General features: G+C 70.4%; 22 protein-coding genes. 5 read left to right on the top strand and 17 right to left on the bottom strand.

Annotated elements, in window-relative coordinates; genetic code table 11:
• Nucleotides 1-34: 34 nt before the first annotated feature.
• Both AC1DYN_RS06930 and AC1DYN_RS06925 read left to right on the top strand, forming a co-directional pair.
• Nucleotides 35-1,036, top strand: a complete 1,002-nt coding sequence (locus tag AC1DYN_RS06930; RefSeq protein WP_477958388.1) for a Bug family tripartite tricarboxylate transporter substrate binding protein — start codon at nucleotides 35-37, stop codon at nucleotides 1,034-1,036.
• A gap of 16 nt (nucleotides 1,037-1,052) precedes the next feature.
• Nucleotides 1,053-1,433 carry a GtrA family protein gene (locus tag AC1DYN_RS06925; RefSeq protein ID WP_477958387.1) on the top strand — a complete coding sequence of 127 codons (381 nt, stop codon included), beginning with the start codon at nucleotides 1,053-1,055 and terminating at the stop codon, nucleotides 1,431-1,433.
• On the opposite strand, the gene AC1DYN_RS06920 is transcribed toward AC1DYN_RS06925, so the two are convergent.
• The 3 genes from AC1DYN_RS06920 to AC1DYN_RS06910 all read right to left on the bottom strand — a co-directional run bounded on the left by AC1DYN_RS06920 (nucleotide 1,408) and on the right by AC1DYN_RS06910 (nucleotide 3,666).
• Nucleotides 1,408-2,265: a ChbG/HpnK family deacetylase gene (locus AC1DYN_RS06920; protein WP_477958386.1), complete on the bottom strand. Its 858-nt coding sequence runs from the start codon at nucleotides 2,263-2,265 to the stop codon at nucleotides 1,408-1,410. The two genes, AC1DYN_RS06925 and AC1DYN_RS06920, sit on opposite strands and share 26 nt — an antisense overlap.
• Nucleotides 2,262-3,188 (bottom strand): glycosyltransferase family 2 protein, encoded by a 927-nt coding sequence (locus AC1DYN_RS06915; RefSeq protein WP_477958385.1) that lies wholly within the window; start codon nucleotides 3,186-3,188, stop codon nucleotides 2,262-2,264. The genes AC1DYN_RS06920 and AC1DYN_RS06915 overlap by 4 nt, the downstream gene beginning before the upstream one ends.
• 97 nt (nucleotides 3,189-3,285) lie before the next feature.
• Nucleotides 3,286-3,666: a hypothetical protein gene (locus AC1DYN_RS06910; protein ID WP_477958384.1), complete on the bottom strand. Its 381-nt coding sequence runs from the start codon at nucleotides 3,664-3,666 to the stop codon at nucleotides 3,286-3,288.
• A gap of 111 nt (nucleotides 3,667-3,777) precedes the next feature.
• Between AC1DYN_RS06910 and AC1DYN_RS06905 the strand changes: the two genes are divergently transcribed.
• Entirely contained in the window at nucleotides 3,778-5,460 is a 1,683-nt protein-coding gene (locus AC1DYN_RS06905; protein ID WP_477958383.1) for a SulP family inorganic anion transporter, read from the top strand.
• A gap of 32 nt (nucleotides 5,461-5,492) precedes the next feature.
• On the opposite strand, the gene AC1DYN_RS06900 is transcribed toward AC1DYN_RS06905, so the two are convergent.
• The 6 genes from AC1DYN_RS06900 to AC1DYN_RS06875 are packed head-to-tail and all read right to left on the bottom strand — an operon-like array spanning nucleotide 5,493 to nucleotide 11,443.
• Nucleotides 5,493-6,068: a GNAT family N-acetyltransferase gene (locus tag AC1DYN_RS06900; RefSeq protein WP_477958382.1), complete on the bottom strand. Its 576-nt coding sequence runs from the start codon at nucleotides 6,066-6,068 to the stop codon at nucleotides 5,493-5,495.
• A 60-nt stretch (nucleotides 6,069-6,128) separates the two neighbouring features.
• On the bottom strand, nucleotides 6,129-8,513 hold the full coding sequence (locus AC1DYN_RS06895) for a glycoside hydrolase family 3 N-terminal domain-containing protein (RefSeq protein WP_477958381.1): 2,385 nt from the start codon (nucleotides 8,511-8,513) through the stop codon (nucleotides 6,129-6,131).
• Nucleotides 8,514-8,573: 60 nt separating this feature from the next.
• On the bottom strand, nucleotides 8,574-8,801 hold the full coding sequence (locus tag AC1DYN_RS06890) for a DUF167 domain-containing protein (RefSeq protein ID WP_477958380.1): 228 nt from the start codon (nucleotides 8,799-8,801) through the stop codon (nucleotides 8,574-8,576).
• 31 nt (nucleotides 8,802-8,832) lie between these two features.
• Nucleotides 8,833-9,213 (bottom strand): nuclear transport factor 2 family protein, encoded by a 381-nt coding sequence (locus tag AC1DYN_RS06885; RefSeq protein ID WP_477958379.1) that lies wholly within the window; start codon nucleotides 9,211-9,213, stop codon nucleotides 8,833-8,835.
• Nucleotides 9,210-9,731 (bottom strand): hypothetical protein, encoded by a 522-nt coding sequence (locus tag AC1DYN_RS06880; RefSeq protein WP_477958378.1) that lies wholly within the window; start codon nucleotides 9,729-9,731, stop codon nucleotides 9,210-9,212. Before AC1DYN_RS06880 ends, AC1DYN_RS06885 begins: the two co-directional genes overlap by 4 nt.
• Before the next feature lie 23 nt (nucleotides 9,732-9,754).
• Nucleotides 9,755-11,443, bottom strand: a complete 1,689-nt coding sequence (locus AC1DYN_RS06875) for an AMP-binding protein (RefSeq protein WP_477958377.1) — start codon at nucleotides 11,441-11,443, stop codon at nucleotides 9,755-9,757.
• A 137-nt stretch (nucleotides 11,444-11,580) separates the two neighbouring features.
• Between AC1DYN_RS06875 and AC1DYN_RS06870 the strand changes: the two genes are divergently transcribed.
• The gene (locus AC1DYN_RS06870) at nucleotides 11,581-13,047 is read left to right on the top strand and encodes a glycosyltransferase family 39 protein (protein ID WP_477958376.1); all 1,467 of its coding nucleotides are present in this window, start codon (nucleotides 11,581-11,583) and stop codon (nucleotides 13,045-13,047) included.
• Here AC1DYN_RS06870 and AC1DYN_RS06865 read toward each other — a convergent pair.
• Nucleotides 13,040-13,990 carry a GlxA family transcriptional regulator gene (locus AC1DYN_RS06865; protein WP_477958375.1) on the bottom strand — a complete coding sequence of 317 codons (951 nt, stop codon included), beginning with the start codon at nucleotides 13,988-13,990 and terminating at the stop codon, nucleotides 13,040-13,042. The two genes, AC1DYN_RS06870 and AC1DYN_RS06865, sit on opposite strands and share 8 nt — an antisense overlap.
• A 109-nt stretch (nucleotides 13,991-14,099) precedes the next feature.
• Between AC1DYN_RS06865 and AC1DYN_RS06860 the strand changes: the two genes are divergently transcribed.
• Nucleotides 14,100-15,098 (top strand): SLAC1 anion channel family protein, encoded by a 999-nt coding sequence (locus AC1DYN_RS06860; protein ID WP_477958374.1) that lies wholly within the window; start codon nucleotides 14,100-14,102, stop codon nucleotides 15,096-15,098.
• Nucleotides 15,099-15,288: 190 nt separating this feature from the next.
• Here the strand turns inward: AC1DYN_RS06860 and AC1DYN_RS06855 are convergent, their stop codons facing one another.
• The 7 genes from AC1DYN_RS06855 to AC1DYN_RS06825 form a co-directional block, all read right to left on the bottom strand.
• A complete protein-coding gene (locus AC1DYN_RS06855; protein ID WP_477958373.1) occupies nucleotides 15,289-16,521 on the bottom strand; it encodes a carbohydrate porin in 1,233 nt (410 codons plus the stop codon).
• A gap of 188 nt (nucleotides 16,522-16,709) precedes the next feature.
• The gene (locus tag AC1DYN_RS06850) at nucleotides 16,710-17,801 is read right to left on the bottom strand and encodes an ABC transporter ATP-binding protein (protein WP_477958372.1); all 1,092 of its coding nucleotides are present in this window, start codon (nucleotides 17,799-17,801) and stop codon (nucleotides 16,710-16,712) included.
• Nucleotide 17,802: 1 nt separating this feature from the next.
• Nucleotides 17,803-19,116, bottom strand: coding sequence for a GH1 family beta-glucosidase (locus AC1DYN_RS06845; protein ID WP_477958371.1), 1,314 nt, complete (start codon nucleotides 19,114-19,116; stop codon nucleotides 17,803-17,805).
• A gap of 40 nt (nucleotides 19,117-19,156) precedes the next feature.
• Nucleotides 19,157-20,005: a carbohydrate ABC transporter permease gene (locus AC1DYN_RS06840; RefSeq protein WP_477958370.1), complete on the bottom strand. Its 849-nt coding sequence runs from the start codon at nucleotides 20,003-20,005 to the stop codon at nucleotides 19,157-19,159.
• Between the two features lie 4 nt (nucleotides 20,006-20,009).
• Entirely contained in the window at nucleotides 20,010-21,008 is a 999-nt protein-coding gene (locus tag AC1DYN_RS06835) for a carbohydrate ABC transporter permease (RefSeq protein ID WP_477958369.1), read from the bottom strand.
• Between the two features lie 130 nt (nucleotides 21,009-21,138).
• A complete protein-coding gene (locus AC1DYN_RS06830) occupies nucleotides 21,139-22,389 on the bottom strand; it encodes an ABC transporter substrate-binding protein (RefSeq protein WP_477958368.1) in 1,251 nt (416 codons plus the stop codon).
• Nucleotides 22,386-22,850: a hypothetical protein gene (locus AC1DYN_RS06825; RefSeq protein WP_477958367.1), complete on the bottom strand. Its 465-nt coding sequence runs from the start codon at nucleotides 22,848-22,850 to the stop codon at nucleotides 22,386-22,388. The genes AC1DYN_RS06830 and AC1DYN_RS06825 overlap by 4 nt, the downstream gene beginning before the upstream one ends.
• Nucleotides 22,851-22,942 lie beyond the last annotated feature (92 nt).

Genomic DNA, 22,942 nt, shown 5'->3' with positions numbered 1-22,942 from the left:
CACTGCGCCGATTCACCTCGATCCTGGAGTCCCCATGCCCCATCCGACACGCCGCCAGCTGCTGGCCGTGGCCGCCGCCCTGCCGCTCGTCGACCTGTCATCGACCGCCCGTGCCCAGGCCGCCTGGCCGAACAAGCCGGTGCGCATCGTCGTGCCGTTCGCGCCCGGCGGCACCACCGACATCCTGGCGCGTGCGCTGGCGCCCGAGCTGAGCCGGGCCTTCGGCCAGCAGTTCATCGTCGACAACAAGCCGGGGGCCGGCGGCAACGTCGGCGCCGAGCAAGTGGCCAAGTCGGCACCGGACGGCTACACGCTGCTGATGGGCACCGTCGGCACGCACGGCATCAACCAGTCGCTGTACCCGAAGCTGCCGTTCGACCCGATCAAGGACTTCGCGCCGATCACGCTGGTGGCCGGCGTGCCGAACGTGCTGGTGATGAACCCGGCCAAGGCCGAGGCCGAGAAGATCAACAGCGTGGCCGACCTGATCCGTTACGCGAAGGCGCACCCGGGCAAGCTGAACATGGCCTCGAGCGGCAATGGCACGTCGATCCACCTGAGCGGCGAGCTGTTCAAGAGCATGACCGGCACCTTCATGCTGCACTTCCCGTACCGCGGCTCCGGCCCGGCACTGCTGGACCTGATCGGCGGCACGATGGACCTGATGTTCGACAACCTGCCATCGGCGATGCCGCAGATCAAGGCCGGCAAGCTGAAGGCGCTGGCCGTCACCAGCGCGCAGCGCAGCGCCGCGCTGCCCGACCTGCCGACCATCGCCGAGGCCGGGCCGGTGAAGGGCTTCGACGCGAGCAGCTGGTTCGGGCTGCTGGCCCCGGCGGGCACGCCGGCCGACATCGTCAACCGGGTGCAGCAGGAGAGCGCGAAGGCGCTAGGCACGCCGGCGCTGAAGGAGCGGCTGCTGTCGCAGGGGGCGATCCCGAGCGGCATGGCGCCGGGGGAATTCGCCGCCTACATCGCGGCCGAGACGAAGAAGTGGGCGCAGGTGGTGAAGGTGTCGGGCGCGAAAGTGGACTGAGGTCTAATGCGCGGCCATGCCTGCCGCCGATCTGTTCGCCCGCTTCGTCCGCTACGGCCTGGTCGGCGCGCTCGCGACCGCGGCGCACTATGCGCTGCTGGTCGTGCTGGTCGAGTGGGTGCACCTGCCGGCGTGGATCGGTTCGGGCCTCGGCGCGGCGCTGGGCGCGCAGGTCGCGTTCTTCGGCAACCGGCGTTTCACCTTCGACCACCGCGGCGCGCTCGGGCCCGCATGGCTCAAGTTCCAGGGCACGGCGGTGGTCGGCGCGCTGCTGGGGATGGCGATCGTCGCGGGCGGCGTCGCGCTGGGATGGCACTACCTGCTGGCGCAGGTGCTGGCGACGCTGGCCGGGCTGGTCGTGACCTTCCTGATCAACCGGCGCTGGACCTTTTCGTAGCCTCGCCGCGCTGCCACACGCGGCCGAGCTTGACGTCGGCGGCGGCCAGGTCATCGGCGAACGCCCCGCTTTCGAGGTAGGCCAGTTCGCGTTGCCGCGCCGGCGCGATCGCATCGCCGGCCGACTGCGCGTCGATCTCGCCCGGGTGGCAGAACACCAGCCCGCCGGCCGCCGGCAACGCGCGCAGCCAGCGCTGCATCCACGCCCGGTAGTCGGTGTCGGCGAAGTCGTAGACGCCCAGCAGCGCCGGGTTGTGCAGCCAACCGCGGGTCACCAGTTCGCGATGCAGCCAGCGGCCACCGGTGCCCGCGATCAGGTGCCGCTTCAGCGCGAAGCCCGGCCCCGGCAGGCACCCGGTGTCGCGCACGGCCGGCGCCGGCAGCAGCTGCCCGATGCCTTGCAGCACCACCTCGCGCACCTGCGGCAGGTGGTGCACGTGCTGGTGGCCGTCGACCGTCCGCGGCACGCGCCCGGTCGCCTCGGTGAAGGCCGCCACCTGGGCCTGCCATTCGGCACGCAGCGCCTCGAGCGGCAGCTGCCGCAGGTGCGCGCGCACGATCAGCGACGGCAGGCTGGGCAGCACCGGCCACGCGCGCGCCAGCTCGGCGCTGAGCGGCAGCCCCTCGGTCAGGTTGAAATGCAGGCCAACCTCGACGCTGTCGGGCAGGTCGGCCAGCAGCGGCGCGCTGGCGCGCCACGCGTCGCCGGTGGTGATGCACGAGACGACCGTCAGCCGCTGCGCCCGTGCCAGCCGCGCGATCGCGCGCGACACCGACGGCCACAGCCCGAAATCGTCGGCACACAGGCCGAGCGTGCGCGGCGCACCTCTCATCGCGCGCCGGGCTCCGGCAGGCCCTGGCCGGCCTCGCTGGCCACCAGGTAGATCGGCCGCTGCTTGACCTCGTCGAAGATGCGGCCCACGTACTCGCCGAGGATGCCGATCGACAGCAGCTGCACGCCGCTGAAGAACATCAGGCTGCACACCAGCGTGGCCCAGCCCGGCACGTCGTGGCCGTAGATGAAATGCTGTGCGATGACGAACAGCCCGAAGCCCATGCCGCCGAACGCGATCAGCGCCCCCAGCGCGCTCCACAGGCGCAGCGGCACGTTGGAGAACGCGGTGACGCCGGTCAGCGCGAGCCGCACCAGGCTGCGCATCGAGAAGCTGCTGGTGCCGGCATGCCGCTCGGCCGGCGTGTAGTCGATGATCTCGGTGCGGAACCCGACCCAGGCGTACAGGCCCTTCATGAAGCGATTGCGCTCGGGCAGCGCCTTCAGCGCGTCGACGACGCGGCGGTCCATCAGCCGGAAGTCGCCTGCGTCGACCGGGATCTGCACCGAGTGCTTGGTGTTGACCAGGCGGTAGAACAGCCAGGTGCCCAGCCGCTTGGGCAGGCTCTCGTCGGCGCGCGACGCGCGCGCGGCGCACACCATGTCGGCCCCCGCCACCCAGGCCTGCACCATGCGGGCGATCAGGTCGACCGGGTGCTGCAGGTCGGCGTCGAGCAGCACCACGACCTGGCCGCGGGCGGTGTCGATGCCGGCGGTCAGCGCCTGTTCCTTGCCGAAGTTGCGCGACAGGCGGATGTAGCGCACGCCCGGCACGGCCAGGAAGGGCGCGATGGCCAGCGCGGTGCCGTCGGTGCTGCCGTCGTCGACGACGACGATCTCCCAGTGGTCGGTCAGCTCGCCGAGGTGCTCGGTCAGGCGGGGCAGCAGCACCGGCAGGTTGGCGGCCTCGTTGTAGGCCGGCATGACGCAGCTGATGGCAGGGCGGGAGGGTCGGGTGGGAACGGTGGAGAGCATGGACGGGCCGGTCGCCGAAACAGCCCGACACTTTACGCTGTGAAACTCAGCGTGGCGGCACGGCGCCCGAAGCCAGCTCGGGATAGTGCTGCAACAGCGCCTGCATCTGCGAGCGGGCCTCGTCGGCCGTGGGCGGCACCGGCACCTGGCCCTGCTTGATGCGCTCGATGTTGCGGCCCATCTCGCGCAGCTGGTCGAGCGCATGGCGGGCCTCGTCATCCAGCGCGCCGGCCGGCAGCTGGCGCGTCAGGCCGAGCAGCAGCTCGCTGAGCACGCCGATCTGCTTGCCGTACGAGGCCACCTCGCGCAGCACGCGCAACTCGACCTGGTCGTTGCCGGCGCGCGCCAGCAGCGACGGGTGGATGTCCTGGGTCACCGAGCCGCTGAAGGGCCAGTGCACCTGCGGGTTGAAGTTCAGCCACCACATGGTCGTGTCTCCCCGGCCGCGGAAGGCGGCCGCACGCGGGGAGTGTTGGTGCTGCCGCACGCAAAACACAAGCGCCTGCCTGGGGGGTACCGCTCGGCGGACAATCGCCGGATGCATTTCCCCGACTGGCGCGCTGGTTGGCGCGCGTACCGCCGCGAGGCCTTGCGCGACGACCTGATCGCCGCCTTCGTCATCAGCGTGCTGCTGATCCCCCAGAGCCTCGCCTATGCGCTGCTGGCCGGGCTGCCGGCCCAGGTGGGCCTGTATGCCAGCCTGCTGCCGCTGGCGGCCTATGCCGCGCTCGGCTCCAGCCCGGTGCTGGGCGTCGGCCCGGCCGCGGTGCTGGCGCTGATGATCGCGCAGGCCATCGGCCACGCTCCGGCCGGCGCCGGCGCGCCGGCGGTCGCGCTGGTGCTGGCCGCCGAAGTCGGGTTGCTGCTGGTGCTGGCCGCGTGGCTGCGGCTGGACGCGCTGGCCGCGCTGCTCAGCGTGCCGGTGCTGCACGGCTTCGAGACCGGTGCGACGCTGTCGATCGCGCTCAGCCAGCTGCCGGTGCTGCTGGGCTCGACGGCGCGTGGCGCCGATGCGCTGCAGGTGCTGCCCAGCTGGTGGCATGCGGTGCGGCCATGGGCGCCGCTGACGGCGCTGTACGGCGTCGGCGCGGCGGCCCTGCTGTGGCTCACGCGGCGCCACCTTCAGCCGTGGCTGGCGGGGCGCCTGGGCCGCGAGCGCGCGGTGCTGGTCGGCCGGCTGGTGCCGCTGGGCGTGCTGCTGGGCGCGATGGCGATCGCGATGGCGACGAACGCCGACCGGCATGGCGTGACGCTGGTGGGCGCGCTGCCCGAGCTGTCGCCGACGCTGGCGCTGCCGATACTCGATGCCGGCCTGTGGTGGGACCTGCTGCCGCAGGCGTTGCTGATCGCGCTGGTCACCTACGTCAGCAGCCTGGTGGTGGCCGAGTCGCTGGCGCGGCGTCTCGGCCAGCGCGTCGACCCGCGGCGCGAGCTGGCCGGGCTGGGCGGCGCCAACCTGGCGGCGGCCGTCAGCGGCGGCATGCCCGTCAGCGCCAGCTTCTCGCGCAGCATCGTCAGCCTGGAAGCGGGCAGCCGCACGCGCATGGCCGGCGTCTTCACCGCGGTGCTGATGGGCCTGGCGATGCTGCTGCTGGCGCAGCCACTGGCCTGGCTGCCGACGCCGGTGCTGGCCGCCACCATCCTCGTGGCGGTGCTGTCGGGGCTGGCCTTCGGGCCGTTCCGCGAGGCCTGGCACTACGCGCGCAGCGAATGGGCGGTGATGGTGACGGTGGCGGCGCTGATGCTGTTGCTGGGCGCCGGCTGGTCGCTGGGTGTCGGCGTGGCGGCATCGATCGCGCTGCTGCTGCAACGCACCGCGCGGCCGCACGTCGCGCTGATCGGGCGCGTGCCGGGCACCGAGCACTACCGCAACATCGACCGCTACCAGGTCGAGCTGACGCCCGGCGTGCTGGCGCTGCGCATCGACGAGAGCCTGCTGTTCACCAACGCGCGCCAGCTGGAAGACGTGGTCGCGCAGCACCTGGCGACGTACGCCGGCACGCAGCGCGTGCTGCTGCAGATGGCGCCGGTGAACCGCATCGACCTGAGCGGCCTGGAAGCGCTGCGCGCGCTGCAGGACATGCTGGCCGCACGCGGCATGCGGCTGGACCTGTCGGAGGTGAAGGGGCCGGTGATGGACGGGCTGCGCGCCGGGGGCCTGCAGCGGTGGTTCAAGGGGCGGGTGTTCCTGAGCGTGCACCAGGGTGTGCTGGGCGCTTGATTTTCTCGTTTCAGGAATCGAGAAACGTCCCCTCAGTCCACCAGCGCCACCACCCGCTGCTCGCGCCGCAGCAGCGAGAACTGCAACAGGTCCTGCGCCTGCCCGCCCCACCAGCCGGCCTCGCGCAGCAGCCCTTCCTGCACGAAGCCCAGCCCGGCCACCAGCTTCAGCGAGGCGATGTTCTCGGGGTGCACCTGTGCCTCGATGCGGTTGAGCTGCATCTGCCGGAAGCCGAACCCCATCACCGCGAGCAGCGCCTCGCGCATGAAGCCCTGGCCCCAGGCCTCGCGCGCGAGCTCGTAGCCGACCATGCAGGCGCGCCAGTTGCGGTTCCAGCGGAACAGCCCGCAGGTGCCGATCAGCCGGCCGTCCGAACGCCGCTCCAGCCCCCAGCGCACGCCGGGGTTGGCCAGCGAGCGGGCGGTGGCCCAGCCTTCGATCACCTGCTGCGCCGCCTGCTCGTCGGGCAGCGGCTCGGTGCCGAACCAGCGCATCGCCTCGGCATCCGAATGGATCGCGAACAGCACCGGCGCGTCGGCCAGCGAGGTCTCGCGCAGCAGCAGGCGGTCGGTCTCGAGGGTCGGAAAATGGCTCAGCGGTTCGGACATGGGCGGACCTGGTGCGGCGGTCCGTCCAGTCTACGTCTGCTCTCTCTGCACCCGCTCTCTCTACGCCAGCACCTGACAATCGAAGCCGCTTTCCATGCGCCAGTCGCGGCCCAGCGCGCGCACGCTGCCGGTGACGCGCACCGAACCGCGCAGCCGGATGTCGGCGCTCGACGCGCCCACCTGCAACTCGAACTCGCCGGGCTCGACGATGCGCGCACCGGCCATGCCGGTGAAATTGAGCATGTCGACCGGCACGCGGAACGTGACGCGCGCCGAGCAGCCCGGCGCCAACGCGACGCGGCCGAAGGCCTTCAGCTCCTTGACCGGCCGCACCACCGAGGCCAGCAGGTCGCGCACGTACAGCTGGGGCACCTCGATGCCGTCGCGCGTGCCGGTGTTCGTGAGGCGGAACGACAGCGCGACCTCGCCGTGCTCGATGTCGATCGCATCGGCGGCCAGCTGCAGCTCGTGGTAGTCGAAGCGCGTGTACGACAGCCCGTGCCCGAACGGGAAGCGGCTGCCGAAGTGCAGCGCGATCGGCGTGCCGGCGCTCTTGAGCTTGTGGTTGTAGAAGTAGGGCATCGCGCCGGCACTCTTCGGCACCGACAGCGTCAGCCGCCCCGACGGCTCGACCGCGCCCGACAGCACCTCGGCGATCGCGGTGCCGCCTTCCTGCCCCCCTGCGAAGGCCATCACCAGCGCCGCCAGCGCGTGCTCGCGTCCGCCCAGCGTGTACGGCCGGCCGCCGGTCAGCACCACGACGGTGGGCGTGCCGGTCGCGAGCACCGCATCGAGCAACTCCTGTTGAACGCCCGGCAGCGCCAGCGAGTCGGCATCGGAGCCTTCGCCGACGGTGCCGGTCTGGAACAGCCCGGCCAGGTCGCCGACGCAGACGATCGCGACGTCGGCCGCCTGGGCGCAGGCCACCGCCTCGGCAATGCCGTCGCGTCGCTGCGAGATGCGCGACACCCGTTCGGCGCTGACCGCCTCGGCCACGTCGCCGGGGAACACCGGCGCACCGGCACTGCGCTCATCCAGGATCGGACAGCCTTGCGCGTAGCGCACGCGGGTCTCGCCGAAAATGGCCTGCAGCGCGGCCAGCGGCGTGACGACGTGCGACGCACCTTCGGCCTGGTCGTTCAGGATCAGGTGCACCGGGAAGCTGTAGCCGCCGAGCAGCGCCAGCGGATCGGCGGCCGTCGGGCCGATCACCGCCAGCCGCCGGCCGGCGCGCGGGTCGAGCGGCAGCGTGCCGTCGTTGTGCAGCACGACCACCGACTGCCGCGCCACCTCGCGCGCGATGGCCAGCGTGCCAGGCTGCTGCAACGCGATGCCGGCCTCGTCGGCATACGGCCGCTCGAACAGCCCGAGCCTGAACTTCTCGGCCAGCACGCGTGCGACGATCTCGTCGATCTTCTGCAGCGTGATCAGCCCGCGCTCGAGCGCCTGCTTCAGCTGCGGCGCGCAGTCGTCGCCGGGCAGCTCGATGTCGAGCCCGGCGTTGAAGGCCTGGGCCGCCGCCTCGGCGCGGTCGGCCGCCACGCCATGGTGCTGGTACAGCAGGCTGATGCCGACGTAGTCGGCGACGATCAACCCGTCGAAGCCCCATTGGCCGCGCAGCACCTCGGTCAGCAGCCGGTGCGAGGCGTGCGCCGGCTCGCCGTCGACGTCGTGGTAGGCCGGCATCACCGAGCCGGCATTCGCCTGCTTCACCGCCATCTCGAACGGCAGCATGAACACGTCGTTCAGCTCGCGCCAGCCCAGGCTCACCGGCGCGTGGTTGCGCGCACCCTCGCTGGCCGAATGGCCGACGTAGTGCTTCAGCGTGGCCAGCAGGTCGCGCTGCGGGCCCTGCAGGCCGCGCACGTAGCGGGTGGCGAGCACGCCGACCAGGTAGGGGTCTTCGCCGAAGGTCTCTTCGGTGCGGCCCCAGCGCACGTCGCGCGAGACGTCGAGCACCGGCGCCAGGCCGTGGTGGCAACCGACGCTGCGCGCCTCGCGGCCGATTGCCTGCGCGGCGCGCTCGACCAGGTCCGGGTTCCAGGTGGCGCCGTACGACAGCGCCGACGGGAACAGCGTCGCGCCGCGCGCCATCAGCCCGACCAGGCATTCCTCGTGCGACAGCGCCGGGATGCCCAGCCGCGTCTCCTCGACCAGGAAGCGCTGCAACCGGTTCAGCGCCCGCACGCCGGCCGCCGGCTCGACGCTGTGGCTGCCGAGCGGTCGCGAGACCTGGCCCAGGCCATGGCGCAGCCCGTGGCGCACCGCGTCGGCATCGCTGCCGCCGGTGAAGCTGTCCATGCGCGGCCGGTGCCGGCCATCCTCGGACAGCAGCAGCCAGAAGGCGTGCATCTGCGCGATCTTCTCGTCGAGGGTCATGCGCGACAGCAGGTCGGCCACGCGCTCGGGGACGGCACGGTGCGCGTCTTGGTAGGGAAGGCTCATCGAACGGGTCTCGGTCGGGTTCTCGGAAGGCGCTTCGCGGCAGCCACGAGCGGCGCCAGTTCAGCTGTCGTCCAGCTGGACCAGCTTCATGCGCCCGGACGCGCCGCTCTTGATCTGCACCTGCGCTTTGCGCAAACCGAAATGTTGCGCGATCAGCGCCACCAGTTCCTGATTGGCCTTGCCATCCACGGGTGGGGATTTCAGCAGGGCGAGCCAGCTGCCGTCGGGCTGGGGCTCGAGCTGGCTGCTGCGGGCGTTCGGCTTGACCTTGACCTGCAGCGTCTTCACTTCGCGGGCAGCGCCGGCCGGCCGCGACGCGTCATGCCGCGCCCCCGATCACCGGCGGGCCGAAGACGAACGACGCGCTGCGGATCAGCCCGTCGCGCACTTCGTAGATCGCGATGATCTCGGCGCGGCCCGGGCCCTCGGGGTACTGGCGCACGACGTCCTCCTGGTCGACGACGATGGCGCCCATCACCGTGCGCTTGACCAGCCGCGCATGCAGCGTCGGGTCCTGGAAGCGCTGGATGAAGCGCTCGCGCATCTGCGCATGGCCGGCGGCCAGCAGCTGGGCCGGGAGCTCGAACTGGCGTGCGTCGGGTGCGTAGGTGGCCAGCAGCGCGTCCAGGTCGTGGGCGTTGTAGGCGTCGAGCTGGCGTTGCACGACGGCCTCGGGGCTGTCGCAGGCGGGCATGCTCATGTCCCGGTGGTCGCGCGCGGTGCCGCCGGGATCTCGCACGACGCGCTGGCACCCAACCCCTTCAGGAAGGCACGGCGCACGGTGCCGGCAGCGATGGCTGCAGCGACGTCGCGCGAATAGCGCTCGGCGCCGCTCAGCTTGCGGATCCAGCCGCGGAACGGCACCACGCCTTCGACCGTGGTGCGCAGGTTGCCGACGGCCATGCCGCTGGCGGTGCCGGCGCCGCGTTCGATCAGGCTCGGGTTGGTGGGCGACAGCGGCGCGTCGAGGTCGGGACCGAGCACGGCATCGAGCGCCTGCACCTCGGCCGAGATCGCGGCGCAGCCGGCGGGGGTCGGCACCAGGTAGGGTGCCTTCTGCGCCGCCTGCAGCGGCACCGGGATGTCGGTGCGGATCAGGTTCAGGTCGTTCAGCGGCGTCACCACCACCTCGCCGGCCTGCGTGACGGTCTGGCGCGGGACGTCGGAGGCGCAGGCGGTGAGGGCGAGCGCGAGGCAGGTGAGGGCGAGTTTGGTCATGGGCCGCAGTCTAGTGGCGAAATTCATGACGGATGCCACACGACGGCACGCCGCGCCCCCGCCCACCCCTCGAACAAGGCCCCATAGGCCTCCTCGATCCGGTTGCGCTTGACCTTGAAGGTCGGCGTGATGAAGCCGTTGTCGACCGTCCAGGGCTCGCTCACCGTGATCAGGCAATCCATCTGCTCGTGCGGATCCAGCCCTTCGTTCACGTGGCGCAGGTGCGCCTCGAACGAAGCCTCGAGTTCGCGCCGCGACGCCACGTCGCCGGCCCGCAGCGCCGCGGCGGCCGACAGCATCACGATGCCCATCGGCTGCCCCAGGTTGGCGCCGATCACGCAGCAGGCCTCGACCGCCGGGTGCATCACCAGCTGGTCCTCGATCGGCGCCGGCGAGACGTACTTGCCCTTGCTGGTCTTGAACAGGTCCTTCACGCGGCCGGTGATGCGCAGGTTGCCCTGCGCATCGATCTCGCCCTTGTCGCCGGTGTGCAGCCAGCCGTCCTCGGTCATTGCCTCGCGCGTCAGCCCCGGCGCCTTGTAGTAGCCCAGCATCAGGCCCGGGCTGCGCATCTGGATCTCGCCGTTGGCCGGATCGATGCGGCATTCGACGCCGTCGTACGGCGGCCCGACCGTGCCCGGGCTCGCGCGGCCCGGCCAGGTGGCGTGCGAGACGCCGCAGTTCTCGGTCATGCCGTAAGCGTCGAGGATGGACAGGCCCAGCCCCTCGTACCAGGTGCGCAACTCCGGCGGCAGGGGCGCCGCGCCGCAGGCGGCGACGCGGCATTGGTCGAGGCCCAGCGCGCGCAGGATCTTGCGCCGCACCAGCCAGCCCACCAGCGGGATCTTCAGCAACCGCTGCAGCTTGGCCGGCGGCATCTTCGCGTGCACGCCCTGCTGGAACTTGACCCACAGCCGCGGCACCGAGAAGAACACCGTCGGCCGGGCCCGCTGCAGGTCGCTCGCGAAGGTCTCCAGGCTCTCGGCGAAGAACAGGTGCATGCCGGTCACCAGCTGCCCGTGCTCGACCAGCGCGCGCTCGGCCACGTGGGCGAGCGGCAAGTAGCTGAGCATGCGGGTGTCGGGGTCGATCGCATCGAGGCGCTTCAAGCCGGCGCGGATCGACCACGCGAACGCACCGAAACTCTGCATCACGCCCTTGGGCGTGCCGGTGGTGCCCGAGGTGTAGATGAGGGTCGCCAGCTCGCCGGCCTCGCGCACCGGCTCGCCGGGCAGCGGGGCGCTGCGCGCGACGATCTCGTCCCATTGCGGGTAGGCGTTGGCCGGCGCGAGCGGCATGCCGATGCACGGCAGCGCGGCCGGGATGCCGGCCTTCATCGCCTCCCAGCCGTCGAGCTTGCCGACGAACAGCAGCAGCGCTTCGCTGTGCTCGAGGATCTGGCGGATCGTGCCGGCCGCGAGCGTCGGGTACAGCGGCACCGAAACACCGCCGGCCATCCAGATCGCCCAGTCGGCCATCATCCAGTGCGCGCAGTTCTTCGACAGCAGCGCCACCTTCACGCCGTCGCGCACCCCTTGCGCGCGCAGGTGCGTGGCCATGCGGCGCACCTCGTCCATCACCTGCGACCAGGTGAACTCGCGCAGCACGCCACCGCCCTGCGGCTGCGTGAAGCAGATGCGGTCGGGCGCGCTGCGCTCCCAGTGGTACAGGCGCTGCAGCGCCAGGTCTTCCGCACGAACGGGATCGGGCACAGGGATCTCCTGCAAGGGCGCGGCGGCCGGTATCCGACGATAGGCCCGTGGCGACGCCGCCGCCAAGAGGGTCAGTACCAGGGAGGCCCCGGTTTAAACTGCGGCGCCCTTTCGGCCGCACGCCGTCCCTTCCCACCATGCCCTCCCCGTCGCTCGCGTTCGCGCTGCTGTTCACCGTCGGCTGGGCCGTGTTCGGTGCCGTGCTCAATCCCGGCCAGCCCGGCGACCACTTCGAGCAGTTCACCTGGTCGCATGGGTTCGAATGGGGCTACCACAAGCATCCGCCGCTGCCGACCTGGCTGCTGGGCGCGGCGGTCCGCCTGTTCGGGTTCTCGCCGTACTGGCCCTACGTGCTGTCGGCGCTGTGCCTGGCCGGCACGGCGGTGTTCACCTGGCTGGTCGCGCGCCGGCTGCTGGGCGTGCGACTCGCCGGCATCGCGATCGTGCTGTGGGGCCTGCACTTCGCGTTCAGCTGGAAGGGCCAGCTCTACAACCACAACACCGTGATGATGCTGTGCATGGCCGCCGCGGCCTGGACGGCGCTGCGGGCGGGCGAGGCCCGGGCCTCCTGGGGCTGGTGGGTCGCGCTCGGCGTGCTGGCCGGGCTGGCGCTGCTGTCGAAGTACCAGTCGGCGGTCGGGCTGGCGGGCATCATCCTCGCGCTGGCCGGCAGCGGCATGCTGGCGTCGACACGTGCGCGCGTCGGCCTGGCGCTCGCCATCGCGATCTCGCTGGCGCTGTTCGCACCCCACATCGCCTGGGTCTTCCATCACCAGTTCTCGACGCTGCGCTATGCGTCGACCACCGCACTGCAGCTCGATGCCGCCGGGCGCGTGCACAAGCTGCTGTCGTTCGCCGCGGTGCACCTGCGCATGCTGCTGCCGGTGCTGGTCGCGATGCTGGGGCTCGCGGCGTGGCAACGGCTGGCGCCGGTGCCGGCCGACGTCGACCCGGGCGCCGATCGCCGGGTGCGACGCGCCTGGCTGTTCGGGTTGCTCGGCTTTCCGCTCGCGGTGCTGGTGGTGATGTGCCTGGCGATGGGCGTGCGCCTGCAGGACCACTGGGGCTTCCAGAGCGTGCAGTTCATCAGCCTGTGGCTGGCGTGGCTGCTGCGCGGCCGCGTGGCCGGCATCACGCTGCGCCGGCTGTGCACGCTGGCGCTGGTGATCCATGTCGCGCTGATGGCCGCGTACTCGCGCTCGGTGCTCGACCCGGCCTCGCTGGCCGGCCGCGGCCGGCCCGACCAGTTCTACCCGGCGCAGCAGCTGGCCGACACGGTGCTGAAGGCCTGGCAGCAGACGACGGCCTGCCCGCTGCGCTTCGTGGTCGGGCCGACCTACGAGGGCGGCATGGTGTCGGTGTATTCCGGCAGCAATCCGGCGGTGCTGGAGTCGGGGGATCCGCTCAAGTCGCCGTGGGTCGACCTGGCCGCGCTGCGCAAGGCCGGCTCGGTGCAACTCTTCCACAGTGCCGACGAGGCGCCGGCCGGCACGCCGCCGCTGCAGACGCTGCCCTTCATGCCCGGGACATCGAAGGTTTCCACCTACGACATCCTGTGGACCATCGTGCCGCCGCAGGACGCGGCCTGCGCAGGCGTCAAGTGAACTGGCGCCGGTAGTCGCGCGGCGCGACGCCGACGCGCCGCGTGAACGCGCGCCGCAGCGCATCGGCATTCGCGTAGCCCACGGCGTCGGCCAGTCGCTTCAGCGGCAGGTCGCTGGCCTCGATGCGCCGCCGCGCCTCGTCGATGCGCGCCACCTCGACGAACTCGGCCGGCGTCATGCCGGCTTCGTCCTTGAAGACGCGCGCGAAGTTGCGCTCGCTCATGCCGGCGCGCGCCGCCAGCGCGGGCACCGACAGGTCGCCGCGCAGGTTGGCCAGCACGTGGTCCTGCAGCGCGCGGATGCCCGACTTCTCGGCGGTCTGCGCCGCCAGGTGCGCGCTGAACTGGCTTTGCCCGCCGGGCCGCTTCAGGAACATCACGAGTTCGCGCGCGACGCGCAGCGCCAGCTCGCGGCCGTGGTCCTCTTCGACCATCGCGAGCGCCAGGTCCATGCCGGCCGTCACGCCGGCCGAGGTGTAGAGCTTGCCGTCCTTCACGTAGATCGCGTCGGGCTCGACGGCGGCGGCCGGGTTCTCGGCGGCGAGGCGCTCGACGCTGTTCCAGTGCGTCGCGACGCGCCGGCCTTGCAGCAGGCCGGCGGCGGCCAGCACGAAGGTGCCGGTGCACACCGAGCCGATGCGCCGCACCACCTTCGCCTGGCGCTGCAGCCAGCGCTGCAGGTCTTCGCGCCCGGCGATCGACGCGATGTGGGGGCCGCCGGCCACCAGCAGGGTGTCGAGGCGGCCCCGGTGGTCGGCGATGCTGGCGTCCACCTGCAGACGCGGGCCGCTGCTGGACTGGATGACGCCCGCCTCGGTGCCGATCAGCTGCACCTGGTAGGCGCGCGGGTCGCCGAGCTGGCGCGCCGCCTCGACGAAGACGTCGGCCGGACCGGCGACGTCCAGCAGCTGGACGCGTGGGGAGACGAGGATGCCGATGCGCATGGCGGGTGCTCCCGGATGTTTGGCTGGAATCGACGGGCTTGGCCGGAGCGGCTCGATCCAGTATGGCGGAAACTTCCGTGACCGACAAATCCAGCCATCGGAGCCCTGCATGTCCACCCCGTCCACCGCCCTTCACCCGCCTGCCATCCCGCTGCGCAACCCGCCCAGCGTGCGCCACCTGCCGGTCAACCTGTTCGCATCGGTGATGGGCCTGTCCGGCATGGCGCTCGCGTGGCGCCAGGCCGCCGGGCAGTTCGGCGTGCCTGCCGCGATCGGCGAGGCGATGGGGGTGTTCGCACTGGCCGTGTTCGCGGTGCTGGCCGCGAGCTACGTGGCCAAGCTGGCCCGGCATCCGGACGCGGTGCTGGCGGAGTTCCGCCACCCGGTGGCCGGCAACTTCTTCGGCACCATCGTGATCTCGCTGCTGCTGCTGTCGGCGGTGCTGCAGCCCTACAGCGGCGCGGCGGCGAGGGCGGTGTGGACGCTCGGCCTGGTGGCCACCTTCGCGCTGAGTGCCGTGGTCGTGTCGCGCCTGCTGCGCGGCAGCATCGACGCGAAGCTGGCGGTGCCCGCCTGGGTGATCCCCGGTGTCGCGACGCTGGACATCGCGGTCACCGGCGCGCAGATGCCGATGGCCTGGGCCGCCGAGATCAACTGGGCGGCGATGGCCCTGGGCACCGTGCTCGCACTGGTGCTGCTGACGCTGGTGCTGTCGCGCCTGGCGCACCAGGAACCGGTGGCGACCGCGATGGTGCCGTCGCTGATGGTGCTGATCGGGCCGTTCGCTGTGGGTTTCCTCGCCTACACATCGATGACCGGCGGGGTCGACCGCTTCGCGTCGATGCTCTTCTACTTCGGGTTGTTCATGTTCGGGGTGCTGGCGCCCAAGGTGTTCCGGCGCGACGTGCCGTTCGCGCCGGGGTGGTGGGCCATCAGCTTTCCGCTGGCGGCGCTGAGCAATGCGGCGCTGCACTACGCCCTTGCGCACCCGGCCTTGCCGCTGCAGGCGATCGCGATCGCGATGCTCGCGTTCCTGACGCTCGCGCTGGCGGTGCTGACGGTGCGCACGCTGCACATCGCGATCGACGGCAGGCTGCTGGCCGGCTGACCATGAAAAAGGCCCGGCACAAGGCCGGGCCAACGCTCTTGCTTCGGACACCCCACCGCCGTGGGGTGTCCCGCGGATCACCGCGCCGAAGCGCCGGGCCCGCGTGTTCGGGCCGCACACCGGGGGAGTCGGGCAAGCACGATCCCCCAACCGCGGCAAAACCTGTCCACCCGGCGGCGGCCCGGGCCGGTCACCACCAGGTTTCGCCCTGGATACCGATGGAGGTGCCGGCTTTCTTGTCGCCGAAGACCGCCTGCGTCGTGCCGCCCAGGTTCAGGCGGGCGGCCTCGTTCCACACCGCATGCGTGACGAACAGGCGCACGGTCGGGCGCGACCACGGGTCCTTGCCGGCCGAGGCGGCCAGCGCGCCGGTGATCTTGGTCATCGTCAGGTTGCCGGTGCTGCCGGCCGCCGCCGCCAGGCTGGAGCCGGCGTCCGGCTTGACCTGGTCGTGACCCAGCTCGACCAGCGCGCGGAACGGGCCACCCAGGTAGGTGTCGGTGCGCGCGCCCAGCGAGAACCACTTGTTGCCGCCATCGTTGATCTGCTTGTTGATGCGGTACTCGGCGATCGCGTCCCAGCCGGTGGATTCGCCGAACTTGCCGGTCTGCTGCACCACGATGCGGCTGTTCTTGGTCTCGCCCTGCTTGTCGAACTTGGCGCCGAAGATCGTCGCCCCGCCCAGCGTGCCGTTGAGGGTCTGGTACGCGCCGACCGCCAGGCCCTTGGGCTGCTTGTCGGCTTCCTGGCCGTTGGCGCCGCTGGTCTTGGTCTGCATCGAGCCGGTCACGTAGATCGACAGCTCGCCGTTCGGCAGGTCCTTGATGCCCGTCATGCGCACCGGGATCGCGAAGCGGTTGTTCTTGACCGAGGTGTCGTTGACGGCGCCCGGCACGCCGTAGTTCGGGTCCATCATGAACGCGACGCTCAGCTTGCCCACGCCCAGGTCCATGTCCTCGATGCCGGCGCCGTTGCCGTCGTTGTTCTCGAGGAACTGGTCGTTGATGCCCAGTTGCAGGCGGTTGTAGAAGCGGCGGCCGGCCCAGACCTTGCCGTTGGCCAGCTGGCTGATGTGGTCGCCGTAGGTGTAGATCTGGCCGAAGCGCGTGGTCAGCGTGTCGGGCGAGGTCTGGCCGTCCGACCAGGCCTTGTAGACGCTCGGCATCACGTGCACGTGCCAGTCGGAGCCCTCGAACTCGGCGAGCTTGGCATTGATGTTGGGCTCGACCACGTAGTCGCACTCGTTGCCCAGGCGCCACTTGGTGTCGGCACCGGCCAGGCCGTAGCAGACCTGGTTGCCGCCGCGCGCGTTCAGGCCGACGCCGGCCCGCATGTAGCCCGAGAAGTCGATGGCCGGGCCGGCGGCGGCCGCTCCGGCGGCGCCCGCGAGCGCCATGGCGAGGAACAGAGGTTTGTGGTTCATGGTATCTCCTGGTCTCCTGTTGGGGTGGAAAGGTCGTTCGCCGGAACGGCGGCTCTTGGCCTTTGGAGTGGCAGGCCAAAACGGGGGCGCTCGCGGGCTCCAGGGCGCGGCACATTCCGGCACGAAATCGTTTTCATGCTGGGTGTGCCATCGGTTGGCCGGCGGGCGTGCATGGGGATGGGTCCGGGTCAGTGAAGGGCAAGGGCGCTGCCGCCGTCGGTGAACAGCAGCGCGCGCGCGGCCTGGGGGACGAGGCCGATGTCCTGGCCGGCGCCGAGGCCCTCGTGGTCGGCCGGCAGGCGCAGCGACACGGTGTTGTCCGTGCCGCGCAGCGTGGCGTGCACGATGATCGAATCGCCCAGGTGCTCGAGCAGGTCGACGCGCGCGGCCAGGCCCTGCTCGACGCGCCCGACGCCCAGGTGCTCGGGGCGGATGCCCAGCACCAGCTGCGTCGACGCGCCGGACGGCAGGCCGCCGGGCAGGCTGAGCGTGCCGGCCTGCTCGACGCGCAGCTGCACCGTATCGGCGCCGGCGGCGGCCGCGACGCAGGGGATGAAGTTCATGCGCGGCGAGCCCAGGAAGCCGGCGACGAAGCGGTTGGCCGGGTGTTCGTAGAGCGACAGCGGCGAGCCCACCTGCTCGATGCGGCCGCCATTGAAGACCGCGATGCGGTCGCCCAGCGTCATCGCCTCGACCTGGTCGTGCGTGACGTAGATCATCGTGTTGCCGATCTCCTGGTGCAGCCGCGACAGCTCGATGCGCATCTGCACGCGCAGCGAGGCATCCAGGTTGGACAGCGGCTCGTCGAACAGGAAGACCTTGGGCTTGCGCACGATGGCGCGACCGATGGCGACGCGCTGGCGCTGCCCGCCCGACAAGGCCTTGGGCTTGCGGTCGAGCAGGTGCGTGATCTGCAGGATCTCGGCCGCGCGGCCGACCGCCTGCTTCACCTGTTCCTTCGACTGGCCGGCGAGCTTGAGCGCGAAGCCCATGTTCTCGGCGACGCTCATGTGCGGGTACAGCGCATAGCTCTGGAACACCATCGCGACGCCGCGCTCGGCCGGCGGCACGTCGTTGATGCGCTCGCCGCCGATGTGGATCTCGCCGTCGCTGATGTCCTCGAGGCCGGCGATCATGCGCAGCAGCGTGGACTTGCCGCAGCCGGACGGCCCGACGAAGACGGCGAACTCGCCGTCGGCGATGTCGAGGTCGATGCCGCGGATCACCTCGACGTTGTTCTCGTAGCTCTTGCGCACGCCGCGCAACGTGAGAGTGGACATGTCAGCCTCCTTGGCGCCGGGCGGCGATGAAGTCGCGGTACCACAGCGCGCTGTCCTTCAGCGTGCGCTGCTGCGTGTCGTAGTCGACGTACACCAGCCCGAAGCGCTTGGCGTAGCCCGAGTTCCACTCGTAGTTGTCCATCAGGCTCCAGTAGAAGAAGCCGCGCACGTCCACGCCCTGCGCCATCGCGGCGCGCACCGCGTCGAGGTGGCTGGACAGGTAGTCGATGCGCTGCGGGTCGGCGACGCGGCCGCCGTCGAGCCGGTCGGCGCAGGCCGTGCCGTTCTCGGTGATCCACAGCGGCGGCAACGCGTAGTCGGCATGGATCTTCAGCAGCAGCTCGGTCAGGCCTTGCGGGTAGTTCTCCCAGCCCATGTCGCTCTCGCCGCGCAGCTTCGGCGCCGGGCGCGGCGGGTCTTCGCTGGAAGCCCAGATGCGGGTGTAGTAGTTGACGCCGAGGAAGTCGAGCGGCTGCGCGATCGTCTCGAAATCGTTTTCAGCAGTGACCGGATAAAGATGCACGCCGGGGGCCGTCGGGTAGCGCTTCAGGAAGATCGGGTCCATGAACCAGCGCACGAAGGTCGCGTACTCGCGCTCGGCCAGCGCCTGGTCGGTGGCGCTGCCGGTGGCCGGCGTCGCCGGCGACTGGTTCAGCACGATGCCCAGCGGCGCCTTCACGCCGGCCGCGCGCATCGCCTGCAGCGCCAGGCCGTGCGACAGCAGCAGGTGGTGCGCCACCTGCACCGTCAGCTGCGGGTCCTTGAAACCGGGCGCGAACTGGCCGTTGCCGTGGCCCAGGTGCGCGGTGCACCACGGCTCGTTGTGCGTCGCGATGCTGGCCGCGCGGTCGCCCAGCCGGCGCCCCATCACCTCGGCGTACTCGGCGAAGCGCTGCGCGGTGTCGCGCACACCCCAGCCGCCGCCGTCCTGCAGGGCCTGCGGCAGGTCCCAGTGGTACAGCGTCACGTGCGGCGCGATGCCGCGCTCGAGCAGGCGGTCGACCAGCCGGTCGTAGAACGCCAGGCCCTTGTCGTTCCACGCACCGCGGCCCAGCGGCTGCACGCGCGGCCAGGCGACCGAGAAGCGGTAGCTGTCGACGCCCAGGCCGGCGATCATCTCGACGTCGTCCGCCCAGCGGTGGTAGTGGTCGCAGGCCACGTCGCCGGTGTGGCCGTCGAAGGTCTTGCCGGGGGTGTGCGAGAAGCTGTCCCAGATCGACAGGCCGCGGCCGTCTTCACGGGCGGCGCCTTCGATCTGGTAGGCGCTGGTGGCAACGCCCCACGCGAAGTCGCGGGGGAAGGTCGGGTCGGTCACGGGTCGGGTCCTTGGACGGGGAGAACGGGGGGCAGGGAGGTCAGGCTTTCACCGCACCGGCGGTGAGCCCTTCGATCAGCCGGCGCGAGGCCAGCACGAACATCACGAGCAAGGGCAGCACCGCGATCGACGAGCCGGCGCAGATGGCGCCCCACGGCGTCTGGCCGGTGCCCTGCAGCGAGCGCAGCGCGAGCGGCACGGTGAACATCTCCATGTCGTTCATCACGATCAGCGGGCCGAGGAAGTTGTTCCACGCCCCGATGAAGGTGACCAGGCCCAGCGTGCCGAGCGCCGGCCCGATCAGCGGCACGATGATGCGCAGGTAGATGCCGAACTCGCCGCAGCCGTCGATGCGCGCGGCGTCGACCAGGTCGCGCGGGATGGCCGATCCGATGTACTGCCGCATCATGAAGATGCCCAGCGCGCCGCAGGCGGCCGGAACGATCAGCGCTTTCGGCTGGTTCATCCACCCGAGCCAGCTCATCGTCAGCGCGGTCGGGATCATCGCGACGAAGCTGGGCAGCAGCAGCGTGGCCATCACGAAGGCGAAGAGCCGTTCCTTGTGCCGGAAGTCGTACATCGCGAACGCGAAGCCGGCCAGCGAGCAGAACAGCAGGTTCAGGGCCGTGATCGCGAGCGCCGTGTACAGGCTCCAGCTGAGGTTCTTCCAGAAGTAGGGCAGGCGCAGCAGCAGCAGCTTCACGTTGGCGATGAAGTCGTCGCCGAACCACAGCGGCGGCGGCACCGACAGGATCTCGCGGTCGGTGTGCGTCGCGAACACGAACATGAAATAGAACGGCGCGATCATCAGCAGCGCGCCGCCCAGCACGATGGCGTAGGCCGCCACGGCGGTGGCCGGGTTGGCGAATCGGATGGTGGTGGAGCTCATGGCGTCAGGCCTTCTTCTCGCCGAGCAGGCGGTTGTTGGCCCAGGTGACGAGCGCGATCACCATGAACAGCAGCCAGGCGACGCTCGAGGCGGTGCCGAAGTCGTTGTCGACGAAGGCCGTCGTGTACATGTGCATGGCCGCCGTCTTGCCGGCCTGGTCGAGGCCGCCGTTGCCGCCGGTCGGGCTGCCGCCCGAGGTCAGGATGAAGGGCTCCTCGAACAGCTGCAGGTTGCCGATGATGGTCATCGTCACCGCGAAGAAGATCATCGGCCGCAGCATCGGCAGCGCCACGTACCTGAACTGCTGCCAGGCCTTCGCGCCATCCATGGTCGCGGCCTCGAACAAGTCCTTGGGGATGGTCTGGATCGCCGACAGGTACAGCACCATGTTGAAGCCGACGTAGCGCCACCAGACGACCGACGACACCATCCACTTGATGTACGCCGGCTGCGCCCAGTCGATGTTCTGCGACGGGAACAGCCAGCCCAGCACCGGCACGTGCGACAGCCCGGTGAGCGCCGCGTTGATCACGCCGTAGTCGCGCGAGAACAGCGAGGTGAACACCAGCGAGATCGCCACCGTGGAGGTGATGAAGGGCAGGAAATAGGCGCCGACCACGGCGTTGCGCCAGCGGCCGAACGCGGTGTGCAGGAAGAACGCGAGCGGCAGGGCCACCAGGTGCTGCGGCACGCCGGACACGATGGCCATCCAGGCCGTGTTGTAGAGCGACTTGCGGAAGCCGTCGTCGTTGGTGACGACGTAGATGTAGTTCTCCAGCCCCACCCACTGCATCGCCTCCAGCCCCGCGGCCGGCTCCCAGCGGTGGAAGGACATGTAGATCGAGAACAGCAGCGGGAACAGCCCGAACGCCACGAACAGGATGAAGAACGGGCTGATGAACACGTACGGCGCGACGTCGCGGAAGCTGCGGCGGCGCTTGCGAGCGCCGCCGGCCTGCGCCTGCGCGGCCGCGCTGGCCGTGGAGACCGGGGGTTTGGGCATGGCTTGCATGGTGTCGGGGGGATCGGGCGATGGATGCAAGGCGCTCGGCGCTGCGCCGGCCCACCCGGCCCGCGCGTGCCACGCGGTCCGGGGGCCGACGCTCGGTCAGCGAACGTTCAATCGGTGCCGGTCAGCGGCGCACGCGCTTCTTCACCTGTTCCTGTGCGTCGGCCAGCGCGGTCTTGATGTCCTTGTTCTGCTCGAGCACCTTGTCCAGCTCGGCATTCACGACGTCATTGGCCACCGGGTCGTACTTGTCGACCGCGATCGCGCGGATCTTGTCGGCCGACACCTTCCAGAGCTGGCGCGCCTTCTGGCCGCCCAGGTACTCGATCGGCTGGTCCAGGAACGGATCGCTCTGCGCCTCGATCAGCGACGGGAAAGCATCCAGGCTGCGGAAGGCCTCGAGCTGCATGTCCTTGTTCAGCGTCATGAACTTGATGAACTCCCAGGCGGCCGCCTTGTTGGCCGCCTTCTTCGGGATCGCGTAGAACGAGCCGCCCCAGGACGCGAACGCGCCGTTGGGCAGCTGCGCCGAGCGCCACTTGCCCTTCGATTCCGGCGCCAGCCAGTTCGACAGGTGGCCGGCCAGCCAGGCCCCCATCATCTGCGAGGCCACCTTGTCGCGCTTGAAGCCCTCGCTCCATTCGTTGGACCAGGCGGTGATCTTGCCGTCGATGCCGGCGGTGCGTGCCGCCTTGGCCAGCTCGAAGCCCTTCTGGAAGCGCGGCGTGTTGATCAGCGGCGTGCCCTTCTTGTCGAAGAAGATGCCCTCGCCGTCCTTCAGCCCGGAGCGGATGTAGATGTCCTTGATGTCGACCGCGTTGGCCAGCAGGTAGGCGCCGGTGGCGGCCTTCACCTTCTTGCCGGACTCGATGTACGACTCCCAGCTCTTCGTCAGGTCGGCCTCGCTGACGCCGGCCTTGTCGAGCAGGTCCTTGCGGTAGAAGAGGGCGCCCGGGCCGATGTCGGCCGGTATCGCCGCCAGCACGCCGCTGCCGCTCATGGCCTGCGGCACGGTGAAGCGGGCGATCTTCGACTGGTACTGCAGGCCGTTGTACGGCGCCTTGCCCAGGTCTTCCATGCCGCCGGACTCGACGAACTTGCCGATGAAGCCGACCTCCACCGCCATCACGTCCGGCAGGTTCGAGCCGGTGGCCAGCGCCGTCGTCATCGCGGTGTGGTGGTCGCCGAAGGCCAGGCTGGTCAGCTTGATCTCGACCTCCGGGTGCAGCTTCTTGTACAGCGGGATCGCGGCCTTCACGGCCAAGTCGAAGCTGGGGAAGGACGCCACGGTCAGCGTCGTCGTGGTCTGGGCACCGGCCGCTCCGGCCAGCGCCAGCGCCGCGCACAGCAGCAGAGGTTTCATCAGTCTCGTCACGTCAGTCTCCTTTTGGTCTTGGTGGACGCGGGCGGGCTGCCTTCGCTCCGCCAGCTTTTGTACAGGTTCGCGTCGAACGCGGGTCGAACTTCGATCAGGTCGGGTCTCTTGAAATCGATTTCATATTTGGTAACGATTTCAGTCGAGCGCCGCCAAGGTGTCAATCGCTCAAAACCCTTGCGATTCAGCAGTGAGGGAAAGTCCTCTCCGGGGGGACCCTGATCGGGTCGATTCCACGTTGCAGCACGATTTACGCTGAAAACGATTTCAGAGTAGATCAGATTAGAGATGCACGGCCTCCGGTCGTCAAGATGGCCGGCCCTCAGGGGATTCCCGAGGCCGGGAAAACCCGCTGCCCGGTCGGTGAAACCGAGCATTGGTGCGGGCTGAAGCCGTGCGGCCGACAGGCATCCGCCGGCAGGACGGCCGCCGGAATGCTGGCCTCCAGCCATCGATTTCATGCATACCCCCATCTGGGAACGGCAATGCTATGAAATCGTTGCCAGACTCCGCCAGCCATGCAGAATCGCGGATCGTCTTTTCGCTACAGCAC

It is taken from the genome of Rhizobacter sp. P2_D12, from assembly GCF_056404395.1.
The sequence above is the reverse complement of the archived record's forward strand: the minus strand, read 5'-3'. Positions and strand labels throughout refer to the sequence as shown.